We start from the raw sequence: 26474 nt of genomic DNA, 5'->3' as shown, positions 1-26474 counted from the left end.
TGGCTTTTTGCGTGCACCAGGAATCGCCTCAGCCTGGTCGACAATTGTGGCGTGTTAGTGATATGATTCAAAATCCGTGATTGAATCGATGGACCGCGATTTCGTAGATTGCCGGAGGTTCTCGACGCATGGACCCAATCCTGCGCTTGATCCCAATCGATCGCGCAGGTGCAAGAAAGACCGGAGCGGCGCTCCGCCCTGACACGCCGGCCTCACGACGGAGCCCAGTTGGTGGTCTAATAGTCCGCAGGATCCCTGATGATCGGACAGGTCATGCAATGACCGCCGCCCCGGCCCCGTCCGAGCTCGGCCCCGACGATGGTGATCACCTCGATCCCTTCCTTGCGCAGCAAGGTGTTTGTGTAGGTGTTGCGGTCATAGGCGAACACCACGCCAGGGGATGCGCAAACCAGATTGGCGCCGCTGTCCCATTGTGTGCGCTCGCGCATATAGGCGTTGCCCCCGGTCTCGATCACGCGCAGCTTCTTCAGGCCAAGGGCTTCGGCCACGACGTCCACGAACGGCTTCTCATCCCTGCGCAGATCGAGGCCGGCCGAATTGTCTGCTGGACGGTAGGAAAAGGCCGCAATGTTGTTGACGATGTCGGGATACAGCAGAACGCAATCCCTATCCGCGAACGTGAAGACGGTGTCGAGATGCATTGCCGCACGAAGCTTCGGCATCGCAGCCACAATCACGCGCTCCGCCGCCTTCTTCTTGAACAAGGCCGCAGCGACCTGGCTGATCGCCTGCCGCGAGGTGCGCTCGCTCAAGCCGATCAGCACGTTGCCCTTTCCGATCGGCATCACGTCGCCGCCTTCCAGCGTCGCCAGGCCGTGGTCCCGCGTCGGATCGCCCCACCAGACATTGACCTTGCCGGCGAAATCCGGATGGAACTTGTAGATCGCCGTCGCGAGGATCGGCTCTTCGTGCCGCGCCGGCCAGTAGAGCGAGTTCAGCGTGACCCCGCCATAGATCCAGCAGGTCGTGTCCCGCGTGTATAGCGTGTTAGGAAGCGGCGGCAGCAGGTACTCGGTCATGCCGGCGGCCTCGCGCACGAGCTTGAGCATCTCGCCGCCATGGGCGTCCGGGAAGTCATGGGTCGAAACGCCTCCAATCAGCGTTTCGGCCAGATCGCGCGGTTTGAGGCTCTCGAGGTAACCCCGCAGTTCATCGACGAGACCGAGGCCGACCTGATCGGGAACGACCTGGTTGTCGAGAATCCACTTCTTGGCCTCGGGGATCGTGACGGTCTCCGCCAGCAGATTGTGCATCTCAACGACTTCGATGCCGCGGTCGCGCATCTTCTGCACGAAGTCGAAGTGATCGCGCTTGGCGTTCTCGACCCACAGCACGTCGTCGAACAGCAGGGTGTCGCAATTGGACGGCGTGAGGCGTTGATGGGCACGGCCGGGTGAGCAGACCATCACCTTGCGGAGTTGACCGACCTCCGAATGGACCCCAAAGGAAACCGAGCTATCCGACACCTGTCTTGCCATGGGAGTTCTCCCGGGAGTTGCCTTGCCTAGATGGTGATGTAGCCAGTGGCCAATCCGTGGATCCCGACAGCAGCGCCGACGGCGGCGGCAATGAAGATGACCCACTCGACGGCCGTAAAGACCCTCGCCTTCTGCTCCAGACGAGCCCAGAAGTAGAGTGCCGTGCCGGGCGCATAGAGGATCAAGGACAGCAGCAGGAACTTCATTCCGGCGGCGTAGATCAGGAACAGCGTGTAGACGACGGCGATGCCAGCGAAGATCATGTCGCGCGTTCTGTCGCTGCTGTTCTTCCCATAGGTCTCGCCCCGCCTGCTGAGCAGAAGCGCATAGGCTGCGACGAGAAAGAACGGAATGAGCGACATCACGCTCGTCAAATTGAGCATCAACGCAAACGCATCCTGCGACCAATAGGTGCTGATGACGAAGAGCTGAACGATCGCGTTGGTGAGCCAAAGCGCCGCGGCCGGCACCTTGTTCGCATTTTCCGTGCCGAACAGAGCCGGCATGTCCCTGGTCCGGCCGGCGGCGGAGAGCACCTCGGCGCAGATCAGCGACCAGGCGAGATAGGCCCCCAATACCGAAACCAGAAGCCCGACGCTGACGAAGATCGCGCCCCAATGGCCAACGACTGCTTCCAGCACCGTCGCCATGGAGGGCTGCCGCATGCCGGCGATCTCGGCGCGGGGAAGCACGGCATAGGGCAGCATGGTTACGAGCACCATCAGGCTCGTGACGATCGTAAATCCCAGAATGGTTGCAGCGCCGACATGCGCGCGCTCCTTGGCATAGCGTGAATAGACGCTGGCGCCCTCGATGCCGAGAAAGACAAATACGGTGACCAGCATGGTAGCGCGAATCTGCTCGAACAGACTCTTGTCCGGCATGCCCTCTCCGCCCCAGAAATTCGTTCGAAACAGGTCCGCGTTGAACCCGATGATCAGGATGACGATGAAGACGAGGATCGGCACGATCTTTGCGATCGTCACGATCGTGTTGATCGCGGCCGCCTGCTGCACTCCGCGCAGAATCATGAAATGAAACAGCCATATTCCGATCGAGGCGACGACGATCGCGATCACGGTGTTCCCGTCCCCGAAGACCGGGAAGAAAGCGCCCAATGTCGACTTGATCAGCACCCAATAGGAGACGTTGCCGATGCAGCTGCCTATCCAGTATCCGAATGCCGACAGGAAACCGGGATAGTCGCCAAACCCCTCCTTCGCATAGGCATAGACGCCGGCATCGAGCTCGGGCTTTCGCTCCGCCAGCGCCTGGAACACCCGCGCGAGGGTGTACATGCCGCCGCCCGCGATGCACCAGGCGAAGATCGCTCCGAACGGTCCGGTGGCGATACCGAAGGTTCTCGGCAGCGAGAAGATGCCCGAGCCGACCATCGAGCCGACCACCATCGCGGTCAACGCGAACAGCGAGAGCTTTTGGATTGACGGGTTCGCAGTCATGTGAAGACCTCGCCACACGATGGTGCGCGACAGTTCTACGATCGACTGCCCGACCGCTTGCACGATGCGCCTTGATCCCGGCTCGAAATATCGGGTGATCACCTAGTCTGGGATAGGGATTCTCCTCGCCGGGAAGCGAACACCTAACGTCATTCATTTCCACCCATGCTTCGTGACCGCGTGGGACGGGAGCCCAGCATTAGCTAGCGAAAGCTAGATCCGATGTCCCTTCCTAGGTGATGATCAAGAAAATTCATCCCTGCACGCCTAGGGTTTTATCCGATGCCGCGCTGGCGGACCGACAGCTAATCTTTAGGCGCGTCTCGCCGGCTACCAGCCCTGGCCCGCAGAACCCGACCAGAAGGAGGCTTGCATGTCCGACCTAGTAGCGATCGTGTATCCAACCGAGGCGAAGGCCGAAGAAGTGCGTCAACGGCTGCTCAAGCTGCAGAAGGAATATCTAATCACAATCAGCGACGCGGTGATCGCCGTGAAAACAGATTCCGGCGGCATCAAGCTCAACCAGCTCGTCAACACAACAGCGATGGGCGCGATGACCGGGAGTTTCTGGGGCCTTCTGATCGGCGTGATCTTCCTCAATCCGATCCTTGGTGTCGCGGTCGGCGCCGCATCCGGTGCGCTCGGCGGCGCCCTGGCCGATTTCGGCATCGACGACGCCTTCATGAAGGACTTGTCTGCCTCGCTGCACACCGGCAACGCCGCCTTGTTCGTCCTGATCAAGAACATGACGGCGGACAAGGTGCTGAAGGAGATCAAGGACGCCGGCGGAACCGTGCTGAAGACGTCCCTGGATGACACCAAGGAACAGGCCCTGCGCGACGCGCTCGCAAGTGCGGCGGAACGGCCGGCGGCCTGACCGGCCGCCTTCGGCCCGCTTAGCGCCGACCACCGGTGAGGCGCAGCAGCATCATGAACAGGTTGATGAAGTTGAGGTAGAGCGACAACGCCGAAATCACCGACTTGCGGCCTGCCGACACTTCGTCATCCCTGCCGTCGTACATCGTCTTGATTCGCTGCGTATCGTATGCCGTGAGTCCGGCAAAAACACCGACCCCCACAACCGAGATCAGCCAGTCCAGCCCCGATGACTCCAGGAAGAGGTTGACCACGGTCGCGATGATGATGCCGATCAGGCCCATGAACAGGAAGGTCCCAAGACGGGACAAGTCTCGCCGGGTGGTGTAGCCGAACACGCTGAGCGCCCCGAAGGTCGCGGCTGCGATGAAGAAGACGCGTGTAATCGATGCACTAGTGTAGATGTGAAGCAGCGTCGAGAGCGACACGCCGACCAGGGCGGCGTAAATGAAAAACAGAAGCCGTGCGGTCGACACCGACAGCGTATTGATGCGCGAGCCGATGAAGAAGACCAGCGCAAGCGGCGCCAGGATGAAGACCCACATCAACGGGCTCTGCAGCAAGGCCGGACCAGTCAGCTGATAGGTCAGCCACGCGACGACAGCGGTCAGGCCAACGCCTGCGGCCATGTAGTTGTAGATGCGCAGCATGTAGTCACGCAGGCCGGTGTCCACCGCGATTGTGTCACCACCGCCCGCACTCGAGGCCGCCAGGTTCTGATCATAATTTGACATTGCTCGTCTCCTCTCAGAGCTTGCTGACGGAGCAACGCTATCCCTCGGACTCAGAGGATGGCATCGGACAATCACCCGAACGCCGACGGGGAAACCACCCTGTTGCCCCCGTAAATTCCGCCGCAGCGACCATCCTGCGCATTACAAAGTGGCAAACTGGAACCACCACTCACGCGTCCTCCTTTGGAGGAGGCGCCTTACGCGTTTGTCACTAGGAGATGATCGCGGCGCGGCCTAATCGGCTGACATGCGCTACTATTTTCACATCGTCGATAAATACGGTCTCACGCCCGATGAGACCGGATGCGAATATGCCGATCAGGATACCGCGGTTCAGCATGCTCAACGGATTGCGGCCGAGCTCGCGAAGGCCGGTGAATTCTGCCGTTTCGGCGTCGTGCTTCTGGCTGCTGTTTCCGGGCCATCCGGTCCCGGCGAAGGCGCGATCGACCTCACGGCAAAGGCCTGAAGCCCGCGTGCAGGCCCTCGGCGATTTCCTGCCCCTGCTCTCTACAGAGAATCCCTGATGTGCGATCGGGAAGGCCGCGCCTAAGGTGTTGGCGAGATCGACGGGCATCAGTGCCCGCCGATCGCGGATTGGAAGGCCATTTTGGCATGGCTCCGTCACCGCACCAGGTCGATCAAAAGCTCTCCCGCAATGCGCTCATCGCACTCGTGGTGGGCTCGATGGTCGGCTCTGGCATATTCGCGCTACCCGCCTCGTTCGGGCGAACCACGGGTGCGCTCGGCGCAATGATCGCCTGGGCGATCGCAGGCACCGGCATGCTGATGCTGGCCTTTGTATTCCAGACCTTGTCACACCGCAAACCGGATCTCGATGCCGGCATTTACGCCTACGCCAGGGCTGGGTTTGGCGAGTATATCGGATTTGCTTCAGCCGTGGGGTACTGGATTGGATGCTGCCTCGCGGATGTCGCCTGCCTTGTCTTGATCAAGGCGACACTCGGGCAGTTTTTCTCCGTCTTCGGTGACGGCACAACGGCAGTGGCGATCGCTTCGGCATCCGTCCTGCTCTGGGGAGTGCATGTTCTGCTGCTGCGCGGCATCAAAAACGCCGCCGCGCTCAATACGATCGCGACCTACGCCAAGATCATTCCGATCCTGCTGTTCATTGCAGCCGCCGCCATCGCCTTTGATGGCAGGCTTTTCTCCATGAACTTCGCGGGAACGGAGCAGCTGGAGCATTCAGATGTGCTCACTCAGGTCCGCAGCACGATGCTGCTGACCGTATTCGTCTTCGTCGGGATTGAAGGCGCGAGTGTCTACTCCCGCTATGCCCTAAGCCGAACCGATGTTGGGTTCGCAACTATTGCCGGCTTTCTGACGGTGCTTAGCCTGCTCGTCCTTGTGACGCTGCTATCCTATGGCGTGCTGCTACGACCGGAGCTGGCGGATCTACCGACGCCATCCATGGCCGGCGTCATGGAAGCGATCGTCGGCCGCTGGGGCGGCGTGTTCATCAGCGTGGCGCTCCTGATCTCGGTCCTCGGCAACTACCTGTCCTGGTCACTATTGGCCGCTGAGGTGCTGCATTCCGCCGCGGTTCACCGCACCATGCCCTCCTTTCTCGCAACAGTGAACGCGTACAAGGTGCCTTCTGGAGCGCTCTGGCTCACCAATTGCGTCATCCAGACCTTCCTCCTGGTAACCTGGTTTGCGGAATACGCATTCACGCTCGCCTTGAAGATGACGAGCGCGATGACGCTGATCCCATATTTCTTTGTTGCGGCCTATGGTCTCAAGCTCGCCTGGACCGGCGAGACCTACCGCACTGGCGAGCGCGCGCGTGTTGGTGACTGGATCCGCTCGGCCGTTGCGACGTTCTACGCGGCCGGCATGATCTACGCAGGCGGACCAAAGTTTCTTTTGCTGTCCTCGATCCTCTATGCGCCCGGCACGCTGCTGTTTCTTATCGCCAAGCGCGAGCGCAAGGAAGCTGCGTTCAGGCCGCTCGAGGCAATCCTTTTTGCCGCGATCACGATCGCAGCATGTGCCGGCGTGTACGCACTGTCCACCGGAGCCATTTCGATTTGAGTCCTTGTCCCTGGCAGCATGGAGGCGAAAATGAGCATCCGAATCATCTGGGGCGCCCTGATCCTGGGCGGGTTGATGGCCGTTTCCGCATCCCCGACCCCGTTGCTAGCCCAGCCAACCGGCATGGAGGCGTCACCGAAGGACCCCGGCGTGTCGACGAAGAACGTGGCGCCCAATACCAATACGAACCCGACCAAGCACCGCCACTGGCGTCATCGCGGCGGCAAGCATCCGCACTTTGGCAGCCGGCGCGTCCGCACCTAGGTGCCGCGAACCATCATCCACCCTGGTGATTGGGCAGATCCATGAGCGATTCCAGGACAGGGCCGGAGCGGCTTGGAGAACTCGTTTCGCACGACGATTCCCCCGGCCTGCCGGAGCAGGCCAAGCGCAGCATTCTCGCGACGGGGCTCAGCCTGCTAGCTGCCTGTGTTTTCCTGTTTCTGGCGTGGCAGACAGTGTCCAGTCTCCTGCTCATCTTTGCAGGCGTGTTGTTCGGCGCATTTCTCGATGCCTGCGCAAGGGCACTGGCGCCGGTCCTTCCGCTCGCTCGCACCTGGCGGCTGACGCTGGTCCTGCTCCTGTTCTCCGCTCTTTCCGGATTTGGGTTGGTATGGGGCGCAGGCAAGCTACCGGAGCAGACGCGCCTCCTGTTGAAGGTCATGGACAGCCAGATCGACATCCTTCAGGAGCATCTCCTGTCATACGGCGTCGACCTCCTCGGCCCGGAATGGGGCCGCGACTTTGCACAATGGCTGTTCTCCGATCAGGGGCGCTTTCTCAGCCACGCCCAATTCGTGCTCGGCGGAGCATCGAGTCTTCTGACCGGCGCGTTAGTCATCCTGTTTCTCGGAATTCTCTTCGCCTTCGATCCGATCAGCCATCGCGAGAGCCTGGTCATGCTGGTGAAGCGACCCTACCGACCGCGAACAAGAGCGGTCATGGATGAGATGGGCAGCGTGATGCGGTTGTGGCTGATCGGACAGTTCATTCGGATCCTTCTCATGACACTGTGCGTCTGGATCGCGCTCTATCTGGTCGGCCTGCCCGGACCTCTCGTGCTCGGACTGCAGGCGGGTTTGTCGAACTTCATTCCCTACCTTGGACCGATCGTGGCGGCGATTCCGATCGCGCTGGTCGCAATGCCACTCGGCGGCTCGCTGCTGATCTGGGCCGTGCTAATCTACACAATCATCCAGTCGATCGAGGGCTATGTGATCGGCCCGCTGATCCACCGTCATGCGGTCGAGATCCCCCCTGCCTGGACGCTGGTCGCGATTGTCATGCTTGGCGCGCTGTTCGGGATACTGGGCATCGCGATGGCCATGCCCCTGGTCGCGATCGGCCGCGTCGCAATCATCCGGTTCTACGTCGAGGACCATCTCGGCGACGAGCCAAAGCCGACGTTCAGCAGCAAGAAAGCGTGAGTGGATGACTATGAGCGAGACTGATGTATCAGGCAGCGAGGGCGCGGCGTCCTCCACGCCGCAATCCAGGATGGCCCATTTCCTGTGGGAGCAACTCCCTTATGTGGTGGCGCTGGTGCTCGCCGTCGCAGGCGTCGCCTATACCAACGTCTCCCACCAGCCTCTCGTCGGCTACTGGGAATTCCTGGCGCTCGCCATTGGCGTGGTCTGCGTCGTCACGAAATGGCCGGAGACGCAAGGCAAGGACGCCCAGCTCCGATTGATCTGGACCCAGGCGCTGCACTGGATCGCCGTCCTGGTCACGATGAACATCATGCTGATGTCGGGGGTTCAGCAATTGCTTCCGACACCGGCAACCGGCCTGGTCCTGCTGACGTTGCTGGCGCTCGGCACGTTCCTCGCGGGCGTCAGCCTACTGTCGCTACAAATCTCGTTTCTCGGCCTTGCGATGGGCGTGACCGTCCCGGCGATATCATGGCTGAAGCAATCCGTCTTCTTCTTCTTGCTTGGCGCGGTGCTGCTAATCGGCCTCGGCATCACGTTCTGGCTTCGCCAGGATCGCCGGCCGGCGACCGCATCCATAAACAACCAGATGGAGGCTTGAATGCGAATGACACGGTTCCTTTGCGCTGCCGCATGCGCGTTGCTGTGCACCGCCGCCTCGCCCGTCCGCGCCGACGCATTCCGGGTCGGCCGACTGTTATGCCTCAGCTCCCCGCGCGTGGGCTTGGTCCTTGGATCGACTCAATCGCTGCGCTGCACTTTCTTCTATGCGCGCAGACCTCCTCGACAATATATCTATGAGGGGCGAATAAGGCGCGTTGGACTCGACCTGGGAGTGACCTCGGCGGGGACTCTCTCCTGGGCCGTCTTCGCCAAGAATTCGCGGATCGGCCCCGCTACGCTGCGAGGATTCTATGTGGGAGCAAGCGGCAATGTCGCATTCGGTCCCGGGCTCGGGGCGAATGTCCTGATTGGCGGCTCGCGCCGAAGCGTGATGTTGCAACCGCTGTCGATCGAGCGATCGATCGGAATCAATCTTGCAGCGGGCGTGACCAACCTGTCTCTGGGACCGCGCGGCAGGCGATAGCTCGTTCACCGGAATCGTTCCCGAGACTTCATGCGAACATTCCCGCATCGTCGCTCAGGGTTTCGTCGGATGTCGACGCTCCGGCTCCGAAGCTACCGTCGCGTCGGGGTAGCCATCTAATAGATCAGGAGCGTGGCATGACAGTCTATGACAGCCGGTCCGGCATTGCAGCTCTGGGCCCTCCTCCCCTGTGGGTCTGCGCTCTCCTTGGCGTCGTCATGATCGCCGCCGGTATCGCAGCTCTCAGCGATGTGGTGTTCGCAACCATTATCAGCGTCAAGTTGATCGGACTGACGGCGATCGCGGCCGGCGCGTTCGAGATCGCCCACGCCTTCTGGACCAAGGGATGGGGCGGCTTTCTGTGGCAGATCCTGCTCGGCGCCCTCTACGTCGCCTTCGGGCTCGTGCTGCTGACCCAGCCCGCCTCCGGCGCCCTGATCCTCACTTATTTCCTCGGCGCGATCCTGATCGCCTCAGGCGTCATTCGATGCATGCTGAGCTTTGCCCATTGGAGCCAGAACGGATGGATGATGCTGACCTCCGGCGTCTTCGGCTTGGCCGCGGGTGCGTTGACCCTGTTCAGCTTCCCCACCATCAGCCCGTGGCTCCTCGGATTCCTGCTTGGCGTCGACCTGATCTCGCACGGCCTCGCCTGGCTGATCTACGCGTTCCAGTCTGCGCGGCGGACTGCATAACATAAGGAGAAAAAGATGATGGATCTCCCCACCCGTCGCGCTTTCCTTGGTCTTGCTCAAAATGTCGTAGCCGGCGCGGCGATAGGCGCCATCGGTGTCCGCTTCATTGCGGTTGCGGAAGCGATGCCGATCGCACCCGACCTCGGCCAGAACGACCGGCCGTCGGATCTCCTGACGCAAGCTCAATGGGGACCGCCGCCTCCTCCTGGCTGGCGCCGCCGGCGGCCGCGCAGCCGCCGCTGGGTTTGCTGGTGGCATCGCGGACGTCGTCACTGCGGATGGCGGTGGCGCTAGGCCTACCCTTGCGCGATCCCCCACACAGCTGAAGGGCTGTGAAGGCCATGCAACTCCAACAGACCGATGGAGGACATCGTGCGCCACACCAATCTGTGGCTTCTCGGAGCCATTCTCGCACCGCTTCTCGTAGTGGCGACTTGGTACACCGTGGCGGTATGGCAGGAAACGCCATCAATGCCGTTTTACCGCAACGCCATCTTGGCGGGAGCTGCACTCCTGATGCTGGTGTCCGGCTGTGGCCTGATCGCACTGATGTTCTATAGCCGCCGCAAGGATTACGACGAGCCCGTGCGCAGCAATCGAACACCGCGGGAGTGATACGGCACCGGTGAAGCATCGGCCCGGTCCCAAGCCTGGTTGCAAGGAGCGGACCATGAACCTTGCTGGCGTTTCGATGAGGCTGCTGGCGGCAATTCTCCTGACGATCATCGCCAGTGGGTGGGCCAGGACCCAACCCGCCGCCCCTGGCCCACCCGCGGTCGGCGTCGTGGAAGCGACAAGGCGACCGATCACCGAGAGGAGTGAATTTCTCGGGCGGATCGAAGCGATCAATCGGGTCAATGTCGTTGCGCGCGTCACTGCATTTCTGGAACGGCGCCTCTTCGAGGAAGGCGCCGAGATCAGCAAAGGCGATGAGCTCTACCGGCTCGAGCGCGGTCCGTTCGAAGCGGATCTGGCATGGAAACAGGCGCAGGTAGCTCAACTTCAGGCCACACTCGAGAATGCCAAACAGACGACGGAACGCGCGCGGACTCTGCTCGGAGGCCCTGCCGGGCAACAGTCCACCTACGACGCCGCCATTGCGAACCAGCTCAGCCTCGAAGCCCAGGTCCAGGCCGCACAAGCCCAGGTTCAGGCCTCCCGGATCAACCTTGACTATACGACGATCCGCGCCCCGATCGCCGGCAAGATCGGACGCACGGCATTGACCGAAGGCAACGTTGTCGGCCCAAGCTCGGGCGTGCTGACCACCATCGTCAGCCAGGACCCGATGTACGTCACCTTCCCCGTGCCGCTGCGCCAGGGGTTGGAATTGCGGGAACGATACGCGCCGCAAGGAGGCCTGGAGGCCGTCGTCATCAGGCTGCGACTACCCGACGGCCGCATGTACGGCCAGTCCGGCAAACTGAATTTCGTCGACAACACCATCGCCCAAAACACCGACACGATCACCGTGCGCGGCGAGATCGGCAATCCTATCCTGCGGGCGTCCTCGGCGGCCGGCGTCACCGTTCACGAGTTGACCGACGGTGAGTTCGTTACCGTCGTGCTGGAGGGCGTCCAACCGATCGAGGTGCTAGCTATCCCGCGCTCCGCCGTGCTCTCCGATCAGCAGGGCCATTATGTTCTCGCCGTCGGCGCCGACAACAAGGCCGAGCAGCGCCGCATCCAGCTCGGGCAATCGACCCCGACCATCGCGGCGGTCATCGCCGGGCTCGCGGCCGGAGACAGCGTCATCGTCGAGGGCCTGCAGCGGGTTCGCCCCGGCCAGGTCGTTTTGCCGGGACCGGCAAGTCCCCTGATCCTGTCGAGCATGAAGGCTGCGGATGGTACGGCTCCGCAGGCAGCTCCCAGCACCTCCGGCAAAGCCGGCCGGGCGGACGACAAGCCATGATATCTGCGGTCTTCATCGATCGTCCGCGGCTCGCATTGGTGATCGCCTTCATCATCACCATCGCGGGCGCGCTCGCGCTGATGCAGATCCCGGTGGCGCAATTTCCGGACATCGTGCCGCCACAAGTCACGGTCTCGGGCACGTTCCCGGGTGCATCCGCCGAAGTCGTCGAGAGCAGCGTCGCCCAGCCCTTGGAGGCACAGATCATCGGCGTCGACCGCGCGCTCTACATGAAATCGACCAGCGCCAGCGACGGAAGCTACACACTGACGGTTTCGTTCGCGCTCGGCACTAACCCCGACATCAACACCGTCAATGTCAACAACCGCGTGCAGAGCGCGCTGTCGCAGTTGCCGACCGAAGTGCAGCAGCAGGGGGTGACGGTGCGCAAGCGGTCCTCGTCGATCCTGCAATTCCTCGTGCTCTACAGCGCTAATGGCGAGCAGGATCCGCTGTTCATCACAAACTACGCCATCATCAACGTGCTCGATGCGATTGCGAGCACCCCGGGGGTCGGCCAGGCCAATCTGTTCGCCAAGATGAACTACTCGATGCGGATCTGGTTTGACACGCAGCGGCTGACCAGCCTCAACCTTACGCCGTCGGACGTCATTGCCGCAATTCGCACGCAGAGCGTCCAGGCGCCGGTCGGCCGCATCGGCGCGCGCCCGATCAGTGACGACCAGCAATTCCAGTTCAACGTGCAGGCCCTGGGCAGGCTCGCAACCGTCGATCAATTTGCCAGTATCGTGCTGCGCGCCAACCCGGACGGCTCATCCCTGCTGGTGAAGGACGTTGCCCGCGTCGAGATGGGCGCGCAAAACCTCGACAGCGAAGCGCGGATCGACGGACGCGCAGCCGTCCCGGTCGCGATCTATCTGGCGCCGGGCGCCAATGCGATGACCACCGCACAAGCGGTGGCGGCGACGATGCAGCGGCTGTCGCAGCACTTCCCGACCGGGCTGAGCTACCTCGTGCAATACGATTCCACGAGTTTCGTGCGCGACACCATCGCGGAGGTGTTGAAGACGCTGGGCGAGGCCTTCGTATTGGTCGTGATCGTGGTGTACCTCTTCCTCGGCAATCTCCGGGCGACGGTGATCCCGGCAATCGCCGTTCCAGTCAGTCTGATCGGTACTTTCGCTGTCCTACTGGTACTAGGATATTCCGCCAATACAGTATCCCTGCTGGCGATGGTGCTCGCGATCGGCATCGTCGTGGACGATGCCATCGTCGTCGTCGAGAACGTCGAGCGAGTCATGCAGGAGGAGCCGGACCTTTCGCCGACCGAAGCCAGCAAGAAGGCCATGACCCAGATCACCGCGCCGATCATCGCGATTACCCTGGTGCTGCTGTCGGTCTTCGTACCCGTCGCATTCATTCCAGGCGTTTCCGGAACGCTTTTTCGCCAGTTCGCGGTGACGATCAGCGCCGCGATGATGATTTCGGCGTTGAACGCGCTGACACTGTCGCCCGCCCTGTGCGCGCTGTTCCTGCGCCACACCGGGCCAAGGCGCGGCATCATCGGCCGCGTCCTCGGCTCCATCGACTGGATTCGTGACCGTTACAGCAGCGGCGTCCGACGCCTCGTGCGCATGGCCGGCCTCTCCGTTCTGCTCGTCCTGCTCTTTGCCGCCGGCATCTTCGGCATGTCGCTGATCACGCCGACGGGTTTCCTGCCCGAGGAAGATCAGGGCGCCTTCTTCACGTCGGTCCAACTTCCGGACGGCGCATCGGTGGCGCGAACCAGCGAGGTCACCCGGCAGGTCGAAGACGTCCTGAAGCAGATGCCGGCCGTTGACCACGTTCTTGCCATCGTCGGTTTTTCCCTGCTCGACGGCGCATCGGAATCGAACAGCGCCCTCGTCGTCACCCGCCTGAAGCCATTTGCCGACCGCAAGGCGGCAGCGGATTCTGCGCAAGCGCTGATCCGGCAGACCTTTGCCGCCGGCGCGCAGGTCCGACAGGCCAATGTACTGCCGTTCAACCTGCCACCGATCATCGGACTCTCCACCGGCGGCGGGTTCGAATACCAGCTTCAGGCATTGGAAGGACAGAGCCCGGCCGAGATCTCGAGCGTCACAAACGCGCTGATCGGAGCCGCCAACGCCGATCCACGTTTGGCGCGCGTCTTTTCCACCTTCACTGCGACTAATCCGTCGATCCATCTCGACATCGACCGCGGCAAGGCGCAGGCGCTCGGCGTGGGGATCAACGACATCTTCACCGCCCTGCAGGCGACGCTTGGCGGCATCTACGTCAACAACTTCAACCGGTTTGGCCGCACCTGGCAGGTCAACGTCCAGGGCGAGGCGTTCGATCGCAGCGACATCTCGGATATCTGGCGCATCTATCTGCGCAACGCCACCGGGCAAATGGTACCGATCAGATCACTGGCCGGGATCAGGATCGTGACCGGCCCTCAGGTGATCACCCGCTACAACAATTACCGCTCGGTGACGGTGAACGGCAGCCCGGCGCCCGGAGTTTCGTCAGGCACTGCGATGGCCGCAATGGCCGATGTGTCGAATAGCGTACTGCCTGCGGGTTACAGTTTCGCGTGGACCGGCACCGCCTATCAGGAACAACAGGCCGCCGGCCAGACCGGTATCGTTCTGATGCTTGCGGTGCTGTTTGCCTATTTGTTCCTGGTGGCGCTCTATGAAAGCACGATGATCCCGATCCCAGTGTTGCTGTCCGTTGTCGTCGGCGTGCTCGGCTCCTATGTCGGCATCAAGCTCGCCGGCCTCAATCTCGACCTCTACGGCCAGATCGGGCTGGTGGTGCTGATTGCGCTCGCCGCCAAGAACGGGATTCTGATCGTTGAATTCGCCAAGGAGCAACGCGAGGCAGGCGTGGCGCTCGAGGACGCTGCGATCCAGGCCGCGCATATGCGCTTCCGCGCGGTCATGATGACCTCCGTTGCCTTCATTTTTGGTCTCGTGCCGCTCGTGATCGCGACCGGCGCTGCGGAGCTCAGCCGCAGGGCCGTCGGGACAGCCGTCTTTGCAGGTATGCTCGCGGCCAGCTCGATCGGAATCTTCCTGGTGCCGATGCTTTACGTGACGTTTCAGCGTCTGCGGGAGCGGATGAAGATGAGAGCCAAGGTCAAAACTGACGAGTTGTCCCGATGAAAAAGGCTAAGGCACGCTCGCCAAAACGATTTCCCGCAGCACGCGCGTCGGCGGAATCCACTGATCTTCCATCCCGTAGTTTCCAGCCGTCAAGGCAATGACGAGCTGCAACGCAGGAATGATGAACAAGCGTTGGCCGCCTTCCCCCTGCGCCAGCCACATACGCTCCAGGCGCCCGGCCGCCCATCCCTTCGGCTTGCCGAAAGCCACGTCGAGGAGAAACCACTGATAGCCATACCGGCGAAGCTCGTCGGAACTGACAACCGGCGTCGTGCAACGAGTGATCCACTCCGAAGGAACGATTTGCTGGCCGTTGAGCTGCCCACCCGAGAGCATCAGCGTTCCGATCCGAGAGAGGTCGCGAACCGACATCCGGGCGCCTGAGGCAGCGAATGGCTCACCATCGGGCCCGGCGGCCCATTGCGTCGGCCCCAGGCCGAGCGGATCGAACAACGCCTCGCGTGCGAAGTCGTGCAGTGACTTGCCTGATCCCTTGGCGATCAGCCGGGCGAGCAACGCGGTCGCTCCGCCGCAATAATTCCAGCGCGCACCAGGCCTATCGACAACCGGTCGCTCCAGTATGTAACGATAACGGTCGGTAGCGTTGTCCATTGCGGTTTCGCTGTTGCGGGGATCGGCATAAGGTAAGCTGCTCTCATCCCAATCCATTCCCATCGTCATCGACAGCGCATGATGGACGGTCACGCGCGAGCGTTCCTCGTCGGCAAGATCACGATACTCCGGGAATCCGGAAAGCAGGCTCGCCTCCGGCGCCGGCACCTTCCCTTGCTGAAGAGCGATTCCATAGAGCAAAGCCACGATGCTCTTCGAGCAGGATCGAAGATCGTGGAGCGTCTCCACCGAGAACTTCACCGTTCCGAGATCGCCAACGCGCGATCTTGACCCTCGAAATAGCGCTCGACGATCTGTTCTCCGTTCTTGAGAACAAGAAGACCGTGAATATTCCACACACGTCGCTCGGCGACTGCTTGATCGAGCCGTCTGATTACCTCGGTGGCGAATTGGTCAGAAGGAAACGTGGGCTGTTGCTGCCCCCGAGCCGGCAGGATTTGCGAACCCACGGCTGTTGCTATTCCTGACAATATCTGGCGACGATTTGGCAAAGCCTAACGTCCTCGTATCCGGGGGTATCGCCTTATATCAACATGTCCCGGCGAATGTCAGCATTGGGCCATTGAGACGGATTCATCTCGGGTTGTCGGCAGGTCGATATCCGCTTCTGTCCGCAAGCGCCGAAATGGGGCCAGCGTTGCGTTTGGCCTGACTGCCGTGAGTCAAACTCCCACACTTGCGTCGTCCTGGCCAAAATGTTGCTGTCGTCGCGCAAGCGCCAGCGTGGCGTTGTCTGACGAGAAAGACGTCGACATCACCGACGCCTTCCCCGCGCGCCGTGATGAATAGACCATGAATGCCGCGACGGCTTGAGCGAAAAACCATTTTCTTGCCCTGGAAACCGCGCGCGTCTCTGCGGCGTTTAGCTCTACACCACCGGAGGAACTGAACATGCCCTTGTCCAGTGCAGCAGCTGCTGCAGTCCTTGCGCTCCAGCTCGCGACACCCGCAGTCAACCAGACCGAAACGCCCAACCTGGTTCAGGTCCGTGAAGGGCCGTGCAGCTACGGGTTTGATACCGATATCTACGGAAGATGTTATCCGAACGGCGTCATTCCGCCGGAGTATCAAGCCGCGCGCCAACCCCGCGCCTACTATGAGCCGCGCCGATATTACAGGGAGGAGTACCGCCCACGGTGGCGACACCGCTATTACCGCGACGAGTATTGATCAATAGCCGCCACCGATCGCCGCGCTCTGGATTGAAGCTGGTGCCCAGTCAGATGGATCGCCAGCTAATTAGACCATTGGTGACAAGCCCGCGGCGCCGACGTCCGGCCTGACGTCGATCGCGGCGAAGCGCTTGAATTGAAATTGACCGGAGAACGTCCTGCTCAGATCACGCCCACAATGATCAAGACTCCGATCTCAACCAGTAGGAGCGTACCCGCTGCTGCGGAGATGAAAAACAAGTCACCTAAGGACAGGAACTGCATGATTCGCCTCCCAATTTGCCAGAAGCGGCCCCTACATCCTTTGAACGGCGTAAGCAGGGGGGCAGGATGATGGGGCCGCTTCCAGGAGGTCCTTGACGCGTGCGTCCGGCGCCAAGCAATTGCATTCTAGCCCAACTTTAAATCTTGTCCACCATTTAATTCATTTAATGCCATTTATTTTTTAATGTTTAATTTGCCGACTTCTGGAGCTTGCCCAAGGAGCATAACCGGCGGGCCCGCCAGCGTGGACAGAGCGCGGACCATCCTAAATCTTCTGGACGAGCGAGCTAGCTAACGGAGGCGCGGGCGGTTATGTGCGCCCCACAGGGCGATGAACAGGACTGCCGCGTTTCCAATTCCCAGCAAGACCAAGATGCTTTCCAGCATGACGAATCAAGCTCCGCCCGGGGAATCATACACCTGAGCGAAACTTAGTCATCCAGGCCAGCAAGACCTCTCGCGCTGCCTCAAGACAGATCCTGCGGCTCTTGCCGCGACGTTCCGCACGATCGGCGCGGCACGCCACGTTGCCAGCGTAAGGGTCCCGCCAGCATGCGCGGTGGCAGCGATGCGACCAACCCCACGAACGCGCCGGCCGGCACGGGCGGCCTACTGAGCCACCACCTCTCACTCAATGCTGGCCGCGAGGGGTCTTGTCTTCGCGGTTGAGAAACGCAAGCCGCCTCTCCAGTTCTTCCTTCTTGGCCACGAGTCTCGTGGCAAGAATGTCATTGACGACACTGTGGAGTTGCCACAGCTCTTCAATCGACATGCTTTCGAACGGCCTTCGTTCCATGAATCCCCCCGACTCACGAATCGTCTATAGCTTGGGGCTACAAGGGGGGAGCTGGCAACTAGTGGTTCGTTGAGTGCAGAAGGTTATCTACTCTGCTCGATTCCGCAGACTTCCCGCGCGACCTTGAGCGTCGGCGGCGCAACTCTGCTTGCATTAATCGAGTTCGCAAGAGGCCCAATTCTGCAATCTGACTTTCTAGAAATGCGATACGTTGGTGCAAGGCGACAGCAAGATAGGAAGTCCGATCGGAAATACTCATCACGACCTCATAAAATAACAATGACAAGAGTACAAAACGATCCCGGCAATCTCAGCATTACGCCACGAGGTTGGCACAATTGCAAGGCGAACCCAGTGAGAGGCATCCTGCGCGCGGGTTTTCCAAGGAACACCTCAAGGAACACCTCCAAGGAACACCTGGGCGTCCTGATGCTTGAATCGCTGCCGGCTCGCCGCCGAGCTGGCGGAGCGGCCCCGGCCTACCCCAAAAGCCCCCCTGCAGCCGGGGCCGTCTCTCTGCCAAGCGCAATATCGGAGTTTGCGTATGCGTTCCTCACCCTCGATCGTGCCGGCCGATCGTCTCGACCGTGACATTTACTTGGTGCTTGAGGACATTGGCGCGCGTGCCGGCTGCGCTTGGCGCGAGACGGACGAAGCCGATACAGATCTCGAAACCGTCCTGCAGCACATTCTCTCCGGTCAATACGCCTACCCCGCCCGGATTGTGTGCTTCAATCCGGGCGAAGGCTGGTCACGGGACGCCACCTCCGAGGTCGCCGACGCGCTCGCCCGGCGCGCAGCCGATTCTGACGCCGACGTCTCGTCCGCGCTGCAGGCTTTCATTGCCGCCCATGCGACGAGAGGTTTCGATGTTCAGCTCGCGCTGCCGTTGCGGAGCGCCGGCAAATAACGTTGAGCATCGACGCGGATCCGCGAGAAGGCGTCAACGTCAGCTCTATTGACCTTCCTTTTCAGGGCCGTGATTAAATCTTCAGAGCCGCGATTCAATTTTCGGAGCCGCGATTAAATTTTCCCCTAGCTTTTGTTTTGCCGACGATCCAGATTTCTGGAATTATACCGCCGATTTTATTGGGGGACATTGCGATGGCAAAGCCTGCCGTTTCCCGTGATGCCTTTCGTGGGTTGTTCGCTTTTTATGCAGCGAAAGCACATCACGACCACAAGCACGATGGCGAACATCGCTTATTGAAGCTGTTTGGATCGGCTGAAGACATTCCCGATAGATTGCTGGAGCAATGGTCGGAAGGAGCTGAACTGCTTGGCTCTGAAACCGCCGGTCGCATACTGGAGCCGCGCGCCCGTCAAATCGCGAATGACGGCGTACATTATGACCATGCCAGCGACTTTCTCCACGCGCTCTTGAGAGATCTCGGTCAAAAGGCGCAGTGACAATCCTGGTCAATATTACTCCCATAACGCTCGCCAATGCCAATCTCGATTTACAGCCCCCTCCGCGAGAGATTGCTAACGGAGAACTGTCCAAGACTTCGGCTAACCTTTGCTGAGGTTGAATCGATATTGGGAAAGCCTCTGCCGAGGTCGGCTTATAGATTCACTAGCTGGTGGAGCACACTAAATGGCAGAAGCCCACAAGCGAAGGCGTGGTTGTCCGCAGGCTTTGATGTCCGGGTATCAATGAAGCACCGCATCGTCGAATTCTATCGTTCTGGCGTGGAGCACCAATGATCGTCGACGAGCACCTCGGCCTCTCGCCCCCGATCCGCGATCGATTATCGGAGCCATCCACAGAGGCCGCGGAGTGGGAGGAACTGAACATGCCCTTGTCCATGCAGCCGTTAGGCTGCGCCATTCAACGACGAGAATATTCGCCGCGCTGCCGCTCTGTCTGACAGGTCGTGCGGTTGCTGCCGCCGGCGCCGCTTTGTCGCAGGAATCCGCCAATTTCCGATAGAGTCCAGTAGTCGCCCCGAGATGAACTCCCCGCAGCATGCGCCTATTGTGCCCTTCCCTTCCCGGCATTTTGGCGATGATCTGCGCAGCGAAAGACAGTCCGCCCGTTCTGATCTGCTCCAAGTGCAGACGGCCGATGGCGTTCTTGGCCACGCTCCCGGCCATCTTCACGCTACCGGCAGTGCATGCCTACCAGTGCCGTCCGTGTCTGCGGGTAGACACCATCCCGCTCGATTAAGGCCGGGAGAGCCGAGCTAGCGCGCTGCGGTGCGCAGTGCTCTCAACTACCGCACCTGCCATTGCGTCGCATCCGTGGCGGCTCCAGGCAGCCTGCCCCCAAAAAGCCGGAAGACAACGGGCCGGAAAGGTGTAGGATTCAGCAAAATCGGAGGCGCGGCATGTTTGAAATCAACGGCTTCGACACGGCGGGCGTCGTCAGCCTGAAGCGGGCTTCACTCGCCGCCGCCCTCAAGAAGGCCAAGGAGCTGGTCGAGGACGGGTGCTGGGACGTTCGGGTCGTCGATCCCAGCGGCCGCGTCTACACCTCGTTTGAAGAGCAGGCCGCCTAGTTCCGAGCGATCGCCTGCCGCTATCCGCCTCGGCCGACGTTCGACGGGCATTTTCAGCCAGCGCTGCGTTGCTTCGCGGCTTCACAGGCTGCCGAGCTAGGTGCGCGCTCTTTCCGTGACATTGGCTTGCCGTCGTCGGACGCGCGGTGCCATTGCCAGTCCACCGGTTTGGGCGCAGGCTCTCTCCAGGCGCTTCAGACGCCGCACGGGAGAGACGCATGAAGGAACCGGGCCTGGATGGTCGCCACCGCGACAAGGATGGCGGGATCAGCAAGAAGCACGGCAACACGCTGGTCGGCACGTTGCGCAAGATCTACGGCAAGAGTTTTGCGGCCGGGTATCCCGATGCGACGCAGCTCAGCGAGGTCCTGGCCCAGCTCAACGAGACGTCGCTGAGCCAGCTGCGCCGTGATCACGACACCGGTCATTTGGGACACAAGATCGATCACGCCTTGAAGTGACGCGCGGACGCGGCGCGCCGGACCAGCGCGGCCGTCGACGGGGCTGATCAGCTTGACGTGACGTCAGCTCTCCGGCGCCGCAGCCGGCACGCTCAGCGGCGCGCCGCCAACCGACACCGGCCCTACCGGCCCCACGGGGCCCACGGGCTTCGTCTCCCGCACCATCCGCTTGCGCATCGCGGCGGACAGTCCATAGCGCGCATGCGCTCTTCGGACGGACGAGGTGACGTCCGACATCACCGTGCTCTGCAGCGAGTCGATCTTCGCAATCAGCGTCGACAGCTGCGACGAGATCTTCTTCACATCGACCCGTTCGTCCGTGATGCTCTGTCGCAGCGACAGCAGCAGCATTGAATCCTGCTGCAGCAGAACCGAGTTCTGATCCGCGGCCTGATTGTTCTGCTGGAGCAAGGCGGTGTGTTGCTGCTGGGCTGCCTGAATGTCCTTCAGGGCCGCGACGACCGGATCCGGCTTTGGCGCGGACGCTTCCTGGCGCGGCAGCAGGTCAGCCAGGCTGCCGAGGTTCAGCGACGAAAGATCGGCCGGCGACGTGTAGATGGCGGCCGCGCCGTTGATGGCCAGGGCACACACCGAAAGCGCCAGGATCGATTTCCGGCGGGGCCGCTTGGCCGGCTCCGAAGCTTCGGGCATTTCGGGTTCGTGCCCTGCCGCGGCGGCTGCAAGGGCTGCGGCGTCGAGCTCTTCGGCAAAGCTTGCCGTTTCGAATGTCGTGGTCACGTGCATGGACCCCAATGAGCGAGCAACAGGAAGCCGCCCCTGGAACGTCCTCGCGACGAGTCCGTGTACGCAGCACCCTTACACAACTGCCTAGAATTGTGAGCATTTCGGATTAATTCCACGTTAGCGGCGGAGGTGGCTGACGGGCCCGGCGCCTCCGTTCGAGTACGGGGGCAGTCGCTGGGAGCGATTTCGCCTGTGGCCATCCTTCGAGACGCCCGCCGTTTGCGGGCCCTCAGGATGAGGACCGGGTGCGCCGCGATCGTTTCGACGAGCGCCGATGCTGCTTAGCCTCATCCTGAGGAGCCTGCGCAAGCGGGCGTCTCGAAGGACGAGGCGTGCGCTCAGGTGGTTGCGGCCGGCTTTTCGCCGATTCAAAAAGCTTTGTGCGAGCAGCACTTAGCTACTGTGCATGGGGTTGTTTTCGCGTTTTGAAGGCCGCCTCAGCCCTCGTCCAGCAGCTCGAACAGCTCCTCCACCCGCTCGAACGGGGTGTCCTGCATCTTGGCGTGATAGACCACGCGGTCGCCGGCGCGCTGCAGCGACTTGCCCCGCGACTTCCGCAGGCGTCCGGGCAGGAACGTCGCGGCCGCAGCTTCCGGGCCGACGTCGAGGCGGACGATGCCTCTGCGCTTGCATTCGATCCTGAGCCTCGCCGCGGCGAAGAAGTCGCGCGCGACCTTCGGTAAGGGTCCGAAGCGGCGGGCGGTTTCCTCCTCGAGGTCTTCGAGGTCGTCCTCATCCGTGCAACGTGCGGCGCGGGCATAGAGCTCGAGCCGGACCGGCTCGGACTGCACGTAGCTCTCGGGCAGCACTTCACCGAGCGGCAGGTTCAGGTCCGGCACCCACACCGCCTGCCCCTCGTCGAGCTTCTCCGAAGCCATCTTGAGGAGGTGACTGTAGAGCACCGGCCCGAACACCTGGACATGGCCGGATTGCTGCTCGGAAAACAGGTCGCCTGCGCCTCGCAGGTCGAGGTCGCGCTCGCTGATGGCAAAGCCCGCGCCGGGCCGGCTGAACTCCTCGAGCACGGCCAGGCGCTTCTCGGATTGTCCGGATTGCGTCTCGGTCAGCAGATGGGCGAAGGCGCGGATGCCGCTGCGGCCGACGCGCCCGCGCAGCTGATGCAGCTGGGCGAGGCCGAACTTCTCCGGCCAGCAGACCACGATGGTGTTGGCACGGGGAATGTCGAGGCCGCTCTCGACGATGTTGGTCGCGAGCAAGACGTCGGCCCTGCCCTCGACGAAGCTCATCATGCGGTCGTCGATCTCGTCCGCGGCCAAGCGGCCGTGCAGGCAGACGATGCGCAGGTCCGGCGCCACCGCCTGTACCCGCGCCAGCATCGGATCGAGATCCTGGATGCGCGGACAGATCAGGAAGCTCTGGCCGTGACGGCGCTGCTCGCGCAAGAGTGCCGAGGCGATCGCGGCATCCGACAGCGGCGCGATCCGGGTCGCGACCGGCAGCCGGTGCACCGGAGGCGAGGCGATCACGCTGAGGTCGCGGAAGCCGGCAAGACCGGCGGCGAGCGTGCGCGGGATCGGCGTCGCGCTCATCATCAGCACATGGACATTCTTGGCGAGGCCGGCGAGCTTGGCCTTCTCGGCCGCGCCAAAATGCTGCTCCTCGTCGATGATGACGAGGCCGAGATCGTCGAACCTGATGTCCTTGCCGGTGAGTGCCTGCGTGCCGATCACCACCTTGATCCGGCCGCTGCGCAGCCCCTCTCTCGTTTCGCGCAGCTCCGCGCCCGAGGTTGCGCGCGACAGGTTGCCGACCTCGATGCCGAACGGGGCAAAACGCTTCTGGAAGGTCGCGACGTGCTGGCGCGCCAGCACCGTCGTCGGCACCGCGACCGCCACCTGCTTGCCCGAAAGCACCACGGCCGCCGCCGCCCGCAGCGCCACCTCGGTCTTGCCGAATCCGACGTCGCCGCAGATCACGCGGTCCATGGGATGACCGGAGGCGAGATCGTCCAGCACGTCGTGGATCGCCTTGGCCTGGTCGATCGTCGTGAAGTAAGGGAAGCGCGCGACGAACTTCTCGTAGGCCGATCCCGGCGGCACCAGCTTTTCGCCGCGCCGCCGGCGGCGCTGGCTGATGTGCTTGGCGAGCGCCCTGCCGGCGGCCTGGATCTCGCGCTCCGCTTCGGTGCGGCGGGCCCACCATGTGCTGCCGTCCGCCTTGTCGAGCGAGAGCTTGCCGAGCTCGGCCGCGTAAGGCCACATCAAGGCAAGATCGGACGGCGGCACCAGCACCGCATTGTCGCCGGCGAACTTCAGGCGGATCATCTCCCGCAAGCCGCCACCGCCGGTGTTGACGGTCTGCAGGCCGTCAAGCACGCCGAGACCGCGCTGGAGATGGATCACCACCGTGCCCTGCTCGGGCACGTCGGCATGGTCGAACGCCGTGCTCCAGGCCCGCGCCATCGGCTGCGCATGATGCGCCCGGCTGCCGAGCACGTCGGAGGCCGTCACGACGACGAGAGGCTTTCTGCCCGGCACGACAAAGCCCGCATCGAGATCGGCCAGCAGCGCCGCCTCGCCGCTCCGCGCGCTCGCCGCCTCGTCCCAGTCCTCGCAGCGCGGCGCCTTGAGGCCGCTCATGCGCTCCATCACGCGCAGGTCGTCCTCCTGCGCCGCGGCGAGGATCAGGCGCGAACCCGCCCGCCGCGTCTCCTCGACGAAAGCACGCAGCGCCTTCCTGGCGGATGTCAGCTTCGAAAACTCCGGGATGGTCTGGAAGGACGCCGCGCGCGGCAGCACCTTCATGCCCCTGGAGAGCTGCTTCCAATCCCGCCGTCCGAGATATTCGCGCTCGCGCTCGGCGCGCGGCGCGGCCTCCTCGATCGTATCGAGCCAGCCGTCGGCGTGCGCCGGGACGCCTGCGTCGGCGATCCATTTGGCGCGTCCGCAATATTCGAACAGGCTCGCGCGCCTGCCGCCTTTGCCGGCAAGGCCAAGCCGCTCCGACATGGGATCGACGAGAAGCTCCCTGGTCTCGAAGATGATCCTGTGCTCGTTCGGATCGAACGCCACGATCCGCTTGATCGCACGATCCGAATGCTCGATCCGGAACGGCCCCAGCGCGCCCGCGGGAAAGATCTCGAAGGTCTGGCCGTGGAACAGCGCCCCGCCGGGATAATCCGGCTCGTCGTCGAGATCGTATCCGAGGGCTTCGAGACGCGTCTCGAGCTCGCGCTCGGAGAACGGGCCGCCGACCTTCAAGCTCAGGCTGAGGCGCGCCAGGCTCGCCGGGGGCGGCAGGCGCTCCATCACCGCTTCCGCCGTCGAGACGAGAAACAGCGGCTTCTTGGATTTCGCGAGGCGCCTCAGCACGGAGGCTCTACGCCCCGCGAGCTCGTGCGACGGCTCGAGCTGATCGAACGGCAAGGTGTTCAGGCGCGGAAACACCAGGACCTCGCATGCGGGGTCGAGCGCGTGAATGACGCTGCCCAGCCGCTCCGCCCTGTTCTCGTTCTCGGCGAGAAAAACGATGCCGCCGGGTCCGGACTGCTTCCACTGGGCAAGCAGGTGGAGAGCCAGCACCCCGAGCGGCGACGACGACGAGATCGTGGCGCGCTGCACCGCCTTGCTCGTCCTTGGCGACGTCCTGTTTGGCAACGCCTTGCTTGTCGACGTCCTGCTCGGCAACGTCTTCTTCGGCGACCTCTTGGCCACCCGCGCCTTCTTGGTAAGCCTCACTTGAATCCGTTTCTGGTCGTAAACCGTCGTCAACTGAACGCCAGCCGCCCTCATTCCGATTCGGCGACTTCGCGCCATGCATATGAGATTTGCCCCGCGAACGCACGCCTGGGAGCAACGTTCGGCACGGCGCAACGATCCCGACACAAGGGCTTGCTGATCGACCGGTGGAACGGAACTGGCGCGGCGCGGGAGCTGCGTCTGTCGATGCGACGCTTGGCGCGATTGTAACCATTCCGCGCACGGAGAGAAACGAAAAACCCCAGCGCTTGGAGCCACGCTGGGGCGTTTCGTTCAAATAAATTGGTCAAGCAATGACGTCTTCATAGCAGCGATTTCAGCGCGCGCTTGTGACCTGGTTCACATCTTGCGGCAAACAAACGACCTCAGCGCGGAGGCCCTGAGGTCGCCAACCTTTGTGGGGAAGGTTTTCTCTCACGGCCCGGGGCTTTTGGGGGGCTTGGGGTTGGGCCGCGAGCCAGGATTCGACGCCTGCCACGCCAAGTCGTTCCATCGCCGCCCCCGAAAGATTCGCCGGGATGGCCTGAACGTTCGACCCGTTCAATCACGCCGGAGCGGGATACCGCATTTGAGCGCGCACGCGCCGCGCGCTAGGATGCCGCCTTTTACGGAGGCTCATTTGAAACCATTCCTTTTCATCGCCATCGCGCTGCTTGCTATGGCACCCGCCCGCTCGCAGCCGCTGGTCGATCCGAGCAAGGTTGCTCCGGAATATCGCGAGGCAGCCGAGAAGCGACGGGCCGAGCAGCTGCGCCAGCGCGAATGCGCGCTGAAGGCGGATCTCGAGAAAGTGCTGCCCAGGGATCGCACCGCTTTTCTCACCCACTGCCTGGACACGATGGCAGCCGGTCAATAGCGGCCAGCTTGCCGCTCGAACCGGGTTTTCCCGACGCCGGCCGCGGTCGGCCGAAGGCCGCGCGCGTTCTACGACATCCGCCGCGATGCCGTTCAAGCTTTCTTCAGACATTTGGGATCAGCTGAATATTCCATTTTTTCAAAGTCATTGTTGTCCGCACATGAGTTCGGTCCAGATTCAGTGCACGCGCTGCAAGAGCGTGTTTCGCGATCGCGCCGGGCGGTTGCAGGACGGCTATTCCAGGCAATGCCCGACTTGCGAAGTGGTGCTGTTCTTCGCCGAGGATTCCCAGCATCCCTTCATCAAGCGCGCGATGCGCAATGCGCGCAAAGCCCGCAAGGAGATGCGGGAAGCCGGTGCAGCCAGACTGGCCGCTCCGGGGCCGCGCGCGGCGCAGTCGAGAGCGTTCGCCGGACGGACGCGATCGGCCGGACGCGAGGACTAGC

The 26474-nt window shown here is 62.3% G+C and carries 29 protein-coding genes; 19 read left to right on the top strand and 10 right to left on the bottom strand.

Annotated elements, in window-relative coordinates; all coding sequences use genetic code 11:
• Positions 1-236 precede the first annotated feature (236 nt).
• Together arcA and D6B98_RS13945 are read right to left on the bottom strand one after the other, a co-directional pair.
• Positions 237-1499 carry an arginine deiminase gene (gene arcA, locus D6B98_RS13950; RefSeq protein WP_126257574.1) on the bottom strand — a complete coding sequence of 421 codons (1263 nt, stop codon included), beginning with the start codon at positions 1497-1499 and terminating at the stop codon, positions 237-239.
• Positions 1500-1525: 26 nt separating this feature from the next.
• Positions 1526-2959, bottom strand: a complete 1434-nt coding sequence (locus D6B98_RS13945; RefSeq protein WP_126257573.1) for a basic amino acid/polyamine antiporter — start codon at positions 2957-2959, stop codon at positions 1526-1528.
• A 373-nt stretch (positions 2960-3332) separates the two neighbouring features.
• Here D6B98_RS13945 and D6B98_RS13940 point away from each other — a divergent pair, with 373 nt between their 5' ends.
• A complete protein-coding gene (locus D6B98_RS13940) occupies positions 3333-3836 on the top strand; it encodes a DUF1269 domain-containing protein (protein ID WP_126257572.1) in 504 nt (167 codons plus the stop codon).
• A gap of 19 nt (positions 3837-3855) precedes the next feature.
• On the opposite strand, the gene D6B98_RS13935 is transcribed toward D6B98_RS13940, so the two are convergent.
• Positions 3856-4569 carry a Bax inhibitor-1/YccA family protein gene (locus tag D6B98_RS13935; protein WP_126257571.1) on the bottom strand — a complete coding sequence of 238 codons (714 nt, stop codon included), beginning with the start codon at positions 4567-4569 and terminating at the stop codon, positions 3856-3858.
• 211 nt (positions 4570-4780) lie between these two features.
• Complete coding sequence (locus D6B98_RS39835) at positions 4781-5146, bottom strand: hypothetical protein (RefSeq protein ID WP_164718588.1); 366 nt, start codon at positions 5144-5146, stop codon at positions 4781-4783.
• A 38-nt stretch (positions 5147-5184) separates the two neighbouring features.
• On the opposite strand from D6B98_RS39835, the gene D6B98_RS13925 reads away from it, so the two are divergent.
• The 9 genes from D6B98_RS13925 to D6B98_RS13885 all read left to right on the top strand — a co-directional run bounded on the left by D6B98_RS13925 (position 5185) and on the right by D6B98_RS13885 (position 14882).
• Complete coding sequence (locus D6B98_RS13925; RefSeq protein WP_126257804.1) at positions 5185-6624, top strand: basic amino acid/polyamine antiporter; 1440 nt, start codon at positions 5185-5187, stop codon at positions 6622-6624.
• 30 nt (positions 6625-6654) lie between these two features.
• Positions 6655-6888 (top strand): hypothetical protein, encoded by a 234-nt coding sequence (locus tag D6B98_RS13920; RefSeq protein WP_126257569.1) that lies wholly within the window; start codon positions 6655-6657, stop codon positions 6886-6888.
• A 41-nt stretch (positions 6889-6929) separates the two neighbouring features.
• Positions 6930-8051, top strand: a complete 1122-nt coding sequence (locus tag D6B98_RS13915) for an AI-2E family transporter (RefSeq protein WP_126257568.1) — start codon at positions 6930-6932, stop codon at positions 8049-8051.
• 10 nt (positions 8052-8061) lie between these two features.
• Positions 8062-8655, top strand: coding sequence for a hypothetical protein (locus D6B98_RS13910; protein WP_126257567.1), 594 nt, complete (start codon positions 8062-8064; stop codon positions 8653-8655).
• Positions 8656-9141 (top strand): DUF992 domain-containing protein, encoded by a 486-nt coding sequence (locus D6B98_RS13905; RefSeq protein WP_126257566.1) that lies wholly within the window; start codon positions 8656-8658, stop codon positions 9139-9141.
• 137 nt (positions 9142-9278) lie between these two features.
• A complete protein-coding gene (locus D6B98_RS13900; protein ID WP_126257565.1) occupies positions 9279-9836 on the top strand; it encodes an HdeD family acid-resistance protein in 558 nt (185 codons plus the stop codon).
• A 360-nt stretch (positions 9837-10196) separates the two neighbouring features.
• The gene (locus tag D6B98_RS13895; RefSeq protein ID WP_126257564.1) at positions 10197-10451 is read left to right on the top strand and encodes an Asp23/Gls24 family envelope stress response protein; all 255 of its coding nucleotides are present in this window, start codon (positions 10197-10199) and stop codon (positions 10449-10451) included.
• Between the two features lie 55 nt (positions 10452-10506).
• The gene (locus tag D6B98_RS13890; protein WP_126257563.1) at positions 10507-11748 is read left to right on the top strand and encodes an efflux RND transporter periplasmic adaptor subunit; all 1242 of its coding nucleotides are present in this window, start codon (positions 10507-10509) and stop codon (positions 11746-11748) included.
• Positions 11745-14882 (top strand): efflux RND transporter permease subunit, encoded by a 3138-nt coding sequence (locus D6B98_RS13885; protein ID WP_126257562.1) that lies wholly within the window; start codon positions 11745-11747, stop codon positions 14880-14882. Before D6B98_RS13890 ends, D6B98_RS13885 begins: the two co-directional genes overlap by 4 nt.
• A 6-nt stretch (positions 14883-14888) precedes the next feature.
• On the opposite strand, the gene D6B98_RS13880 is transcribed toward D6B98_RS13885, so the two are convergent.
• The 3 genes from D6B98_RS13880 to D6B98_RS13875 form a co-directional block, all read right to left on the bottom strand.
• Positions 14889-15755, bottom strand: a complete 867-nt coding sequence (locus tag D6B98_RS13880) for a serine hydrolase domain-containing protein (protein ID WP_245481361.1) — start codon at positions 15753-15755, stop codon at positions 14889-14891.
• The gene (locus tag D6B98_RS40840; RefSeq protein ID WP_245481360.1) at positions 15752-15964 is read right to left on the bottom strand and encodes a hypothetical protein; all 213 of its coding nucleotides are present in this window, start codon (positions 15962-15964) and stop codon (positions 15752-15754) included. Before D6B98_RS40840 ends, D6B98_RS13880 begins: the two co-directional genes overlap by 4 nt.
• A 213-nt stretch (positions 15965-16177) precedes the next feature.
• A complete protein-coding gene (locus D6B98_RS13875; RefSeq protein ID WP_126257561.1) occupies positions 16178-16408 on the bottom strand; it encodes a hypothetical protein in 231 nt (76 codons plus the stop codon).
• On the opposite strand from D6B98_RS13875, the gene D6B98_RS13870 reads away from it, so the two are divergent.
• Positions 16407-16685, top strand: coding sequence for a hypothetical protein (locus D6B98_RS13870; RefSeq protein WP_126257560.1), 279 nt, complete (start codon positions 16407-16409; stop codon positions 16683-16685). The genes D6B98_RS13875 and D6B98_RS13870 overlap by 2 nt on opposite strands.
• An 897-nt stretch (positions 16686-17582) precedes the next feature.
• On the opposite strand, the gene D6B98_RS39830 is transcribed toward D6B98_RS13870, so the two are convergent.
• Complete coding sequence (locus D6B98_RS39830; protein WP_164718587.1) at positions 17583-17747, bottom strand: hypothetical protein; 165 nt, start codon at positions 17745-17747, stop codon at positions 17583-17585.
• Between the two features lie 544 nt (positions 17748-18291).
• Between D6B98_RS39830 and D6B98_RS13865 the strand changes: the two genes are divergently transcribed.
• The 5 genes from D6B98_RS13865 (at position 18292) to D6B98_RS13855 (ending at position 20709) form a co-directional block, all read left to right on the top strand.
• Positions 18292-18657: a hypothetical protein gene (locus D6B98_RS13865; protein WP_126257559.1), complete on the top strand. Its 366-nt coding sequence runs from the start codon at positions 18292-18294 to the stop codon at positions 18655-18657.
• A gap of 194 nt (positions 18658-18851) precedes the next feature.
• Positions 18852-19157, top strand: coding sequence for a hypothetical protein (locus tag D6B98_RS13860; RefSeq protein WP_126257558.1), 306 nt, complete (start codon positions 18852-18854; stop codon positions 19155-19157).
• A gap of 36 nt (positions 19158-19193) precedes the next feature.
• The gene (locus tag D6B98_RS41935; RefSeq protein WP_430644604.1) at positions 19194-19454 is read left to right on the top strand and encodes a DUF7662 domain-containing protein; all 261 of its coding nucleotides are present in this window, start codon (positions 19194-19196) and stop codon (positions 19452-19454) included.
• 623 nt (positions 19455-20077) lie between these two features.
• The gene (locus tag D6B98_RS39825; protein ID WP_164718586.1) at positions 20078-20248 is read left to right on the top strand and encodes a hypothetical protein; all 171 of its coding nucleotides are present in this window, start codon (positions 20078-20080) and stop codon (positions 20246-20248) included.
• Between the two features lie 218 nt (positions 20249-20466).
• Entirely contained in the window at positions 20467-20709 is a 243-nt protein-coding gene (locus D6B98_RS13855) for a hypothetical protein (RefSeq protein ID WP_126257557.1), read from the top strand.
• Between the two features lie 63 nt (positions 20710-20772).
• On the opposite strand, the gene D6B98_RS13850 is transcribed toward D6B98_RS13855, so the two are convergent.
• Together D6B98_RS13850 and D6B98_RS13845 are read right to left on the bottom strand one after the other, a co-directional pair.
• On the bottom strand, positions 20773-21453 hold the full coding sequence (locus D6B98_RS13850) for a hypothetical protein (RefSeq protein WP_164718585.1): 681 nt from the start codon (positions 21451-21453) through the stop codon (positions 20773-20775).
• Between the two features lie 437 nt (positions 21454-21890).
• Positions 21891-24995: a DEAD/DEAH box helicase gene (locus D6B98_RS13845; protein WP_164718629.1), complete on the bottom strand. Its 3105-nt coding sequence runs from the start codon at positions 24993-24995 to the stop codon at positions 21891-21893.
• A 25-nt stretch (positions 24996-25020) separates the two neighbouring features.
• On the opposite strand from D6B98_RS13845, the gene D6B98_RS41410 reads away from it, so the two are divergent.
• The 3 genes from D6B98_RS41410 (at position 25021) to D6B98_RS13835 (ending at position 26473) form a co-directional block, all read left to right on the top strand.
• Complete coding sequence (locus D6B98_RS41410; RefSeq protein ID WP_283805925.1) at positions 25021-25155, top strand: hypothetical protein; 135 nt, start codon at positions 25021-25023, stop codon at positions 25153-25155.
• A 636-nt stretch (positions 25156-25791) separates the two neighbouring features.
• Positions 25792-26028, top strand: a complete 237-nt coding sequence (locus D6B98_RS13840; RefSeq protein ID WP_126257554.1) for a hypothetical protein — start codon at positions 25792-25794, stop codon at positions 26026-26028.
• A gap of 160 nt (positions 26029-26188) precedes the next feature.
• Positions 26189-26473 (top strand): hypothetical protein, encoded by a 285-nt coding sequence (locus D6B98_RS13835; protein ID WP_126257553.1) that lies wholly within the window; start codon positions 26189-26191, stop codon positions 26471-26473.
• Position 26474: the final 1 nt, after the last annotated feature.

Origin of the sequence: Bradyrhizobium sp. LVM 105 (assembly GCF_003957705.1) — a bacterium.
Taxonomy (GTDB): Bacteria; Pseudomonadota; Alphaproteobacteria; order Rhizobiales; family Xanthobacteraceae; genus Bradyrhizobium; species Bradyrhizobium frederickii.
The sequence above is the reverse complement of the archived record's forward strand: the minus strand, read 5'-3'. Positions and strand labels throughout refer to the sequence as shown.